Raw genomic sequence first — 3,814 nt, 5'->3', positions numbered from 1 at the left:
CCTTCCAGCACCGGGCAGGTGTCACCCCCTATACTTCGCCTTACGGCTTCGCAGAGAGCTGTGTTTTTGCTAAACAGTCGCTTGGGCCTATTCACTGCGGCTTTCCGTTAAGAAAGCACCCCTTCTCCCGAAGTTACGGGGTCATTTTGCCGAGTTCCTTAACCAGAGTTCTCTCGCACACCTTAGGATTCTCTCCTCGCCTACCTGTGTCGGTTTGCGGTACAGGCACCTTTTATCTCGCTAGAAGCTTTTCTTGGCAGCGGGGAATCAAAGACTTCGCTCCATAAGGAGCTTCCCCATCACAGCTCAGCCTTCACGATAAGCGGATTTGCCTACTTATCAGCCTAACTGCTTGGACGTGCACAACCAATCGCACGCTTCTTCTATCCTTCTGCGTCCCTCCATTGCTCAAACGATAAAGAGGTGGTACAGGAATATCAACCTGTTGTCCATCGCCTACGCCTGTCGGCCTCGGCTTAGGTCCTGACTAACCCTGAGCGGACGAGCCTTCCTCAGGAAACCTTAGGCATTCGGTGGACGGGATTCTCACCCGTCTTTCGCTACTCATACCGGCATTCTCACTTCTAAGCGCTCCACCAGTCCTTCCGGTCTGGCTTCACAGCCCTTAGAACGCTCTCCTACCACTGTTCGAAGAACAGTCCGCAGCTTCGGTGATACGTTTAGCCCCGGTACATTTTCGGCGCAGAGTCACTCGACCAGTGAGCTATTACGCACTCTTTAAATGGTGGCTGCTTCTAAGCCAACATCCTGGTTGTCTAAGCAACTCCACATCCTTTTCCACTTAACGTATACTTTGGGACCTTAGCTGGCGGTCTGGGCTGTTTCCCTTTCGACTACGGATCTTATCACTCGCAGTCTGACTCCCAAGGATAAGTCATTGGCATTCGGAGTTTGACTGAATTCGGTAACCCGGTAGGGGCCCCTAGTCCAATCAGTGCTCTACCTCCAAGACTCTTACCTTGAGGCTAGCCCTAAAGCTATTTCGGAGAGAACCAGCTATCTCCAGGTTCGATTGGCATTTCACCCCTACCCACACCTCATCCCCGCACTTTTCAACGTGCGTGGGTTCGGGCCTCCATTCAGTGTTACCTGAACTTCACCCTGGACATGGGTAGATCACCTGGTTTCGGGTCTACGACCACGTACTCAATTCGCCCTATTCAGACTCGCTTTCGCTGCGGCTCCGCATCTTCTGCTTAACCTTGCACGGGATCGTAACTCGCCGGTTCATTCTACAAAAGGCACGCCATCACCCGTTAACGGGCTCTGACTACTTGTAGGCACACGGTTTCAGGATCTCTTTCACTCCCCTTCCGGGGTGCTTTTCACCTTTCCCTCACGGTACTGGTTCACTATCGGTCACTAGGGAGTATTTAGCCTTGGGAGATGGTCCTCCCGGATTCCGACGGAATTTCACGTGTTCCGCCGTACTCAGGATCCACTCAGGAGAGAACGAAGTTTTGACTACAGGGCTGTTACCTCCTATGGCGGGCCTTTCCAGACCTCTTCATCTACCTCGTTCCTTTGTAACTCCGTATAGAATGTCCTACAACCCCAAGAGGCAAGCCTCTTGGTTTGGGCTATGTTCCGTTTCGCTCGCCGCTACTCAGGAAATCGCATTTGCTTTCTCTTCCTCCAGGTACTTAGATGTTTCAGTTCCCCGGGTCTGCCTTCTCATATCCTATGTATTCAGATATGGATACCACTCCATTACGAGTGGTGGGTTTCCCCATTCGGAAATCTCCGGATCAAAGCTTGCTTACAGCTCCCCGAAGCATATCGGTGTTCGTCCCGTCCTTCATCGGCTCCTAGTGCCAAGGCATCCACCGTGCGCCCTTTCTAACTTAACCGTTAAAAAGAATCACTACGTGATATCTTGCATTACTAATTGAATGTGAATTACTTCTGTTATCTAGTTTTCAAAGAACAACATCTCGAAGAATCGAATGATCCTTCAAAACTAAACAAGACAGGGAACGTTCTGTTTATAAGACCCAAGGTCTTATATTCCGTTAAAATCCTTAGAAAGGAGGTGATCCAGCCGCACCTTCCGATACGGCTACCTTGTTACGACTTCACCCCAATCATCTGTCCCACCTTCGGCGGCTGGCTCCTAAAAGGTTACCTCACCGACTTCGGGTGTTACAAACTCTCGTGGTGTGACGGGCGGTGTGTACAAGGCCCGGGAACGTATTCACCGCGGCATGCTGATCCGCGATTACTAGCGATTCCAGCTTCACGCAGTCGAGTTGCAGACTGCGATCCGAACTGAGAACAGATTTGTGGGATTGGCTTAACCTCGCGGTTTCGCTGCCCTTTGTTCTGTCCATTGTAGCACGTGTGTAGCCCAGGTCATAAGGGGCATGATGATTTGACGTCATCCCCACCTTCCTCCGGTTTGTCACCGGCAGTCACCTTAGAGTGCCCAACTGAATGCTGGCAACTAAGATCAAGGGTTGCGCTCGTTGCGGGACTTAACCCAACATCTCACGACACGAGCTGACGACAACCATGCACCACCTGTCACTCTGCTCCCGAAGGAGAAGCCCTATCTCTAGGGTTGTCAGAGGATGTCAAGACCTGGTAAGGTTCTTCGCGTTGCTTCGAATTAAACCACATGCTCCACCGCTTGTGCGGGCCCCCGTCAATTCCTTTGAGTTTCAGTCTTGCGACCGTACTCCCCAGGCGGAGTGCTTAATGCGTTAGCTGCAGCACTAAGGGGCGGAAACCCCCTAACACTTAGCACTCATCGTTTACGGCGTGGACTACCAGGGTATCTAATCCTGTTCGCTCCCCACGCTTTCGCTCCTCAGCGTCAGTTACAGACCAGAGAGTCGCCTTCGCCACTGGTGTTCCTCCACATCTCTACGCATTTCACCGCTACACGTGGAATTCCACTCTCCTCTTCTGCACTCAAGTCTCCCAGTTTCCAATGACCCTCCACGGTTGAGCCGTGGGCTTTCACATCAGACTTAAGAAACCACCTGCGCGCGCTTTACGCCCAATAATTCCGGATAACGCTTGCCACCTACGTATTACCGCGGCTGCTGGCACGTAGTTAGCCGTGGCTTTCTGGTTAGGTACCGTCAAGGTGCCGCCCTATTTGAACGGCACTTGTTCTTCCCTAACAACAGAGCTTTACGATCCGAAAACCTTCATCACTCACGCGGCGTTGCTCCGTCAGACTTTCGTCCATTGCGGAAGATTCCCTACTGCTGCCTCCCGTAGGAGTCTGGGCCGTGTCTCAGTCCCAGTGTGGCCGATCACCCTCTCAGGTCGGCTACGCATCGTTGCCTTGGTGAGCCGTTACCTCACCAACTAGCTAATGCGCCGCGGGTCCATCTGTAAGTGGTAGCCGAAGCCACCTTTTATGTCTGAACCATGCGGTTCAAACAACCATCCGGTATTAGCCCCGGTTTCCCGGAGTTATCCCAGTCTTACAGGCAGGTTACCCACGTGTTACTCACCCGTCCGCCGCTAACATCAGGGAGCAAGCTCCCATCTGTCCGCTCGACTTGCATGTATTAGGCACGCCGCCAGCGTTCATCCTGAGCCAGGATCAAACTCTCCGATAAAGTAGTTTGACTGACTACGCACATCGCTGTGCGATTTATTTAAAACTTTGAATTAACAGGTACGTTTTGTCTTGTTTAGTTTTCAAAGATCATTACCGCTTGTTGAAGCAACTTTATTATCTTACCACTCAGCTTCTTTTATGTCAACAACTTTTTTAAGTTGTTTCCGAAGCTTTTTGTTGTTGTCTGCTGTTCATCAGCGACGTTTAATAATATAC

The 3,814-nt window shown here is 51.4% G+C and carries 2 rRNA genes; both read right to left on the bottom strand.

Going from position 1 to position 3,814, the window contains the following annotated elements:
* Positions 1 to 1,871 (bottom strand): 23S ribosomal RNA (locus ACFVU9_RS45310); the annotation flags it as partial.
* A 175-nt stretch (positions 1,872 to 2,046) separates the two neighbouring features.
* Positions 2,047 to 3,596 (bottom strand): 16S ribosomal RNA (locus tag ACFVU9_RS45305).
* Positions 3,597 to 3,814 lie beyond the last annotated feature (218 nt).

Source organism: Kitasatospora sp. NPDC057936, assembly GCF_042887525.1.
Taxonomy (GTDB): domain Bacteria; phylum Actinomycetota; class Actinomycetes; order Streptomycetales; family Streptomycetaceae; genus Kitasatospora.
This window is presented reverse-complemented; position numbering and strand designations above follow the sequence as displayed.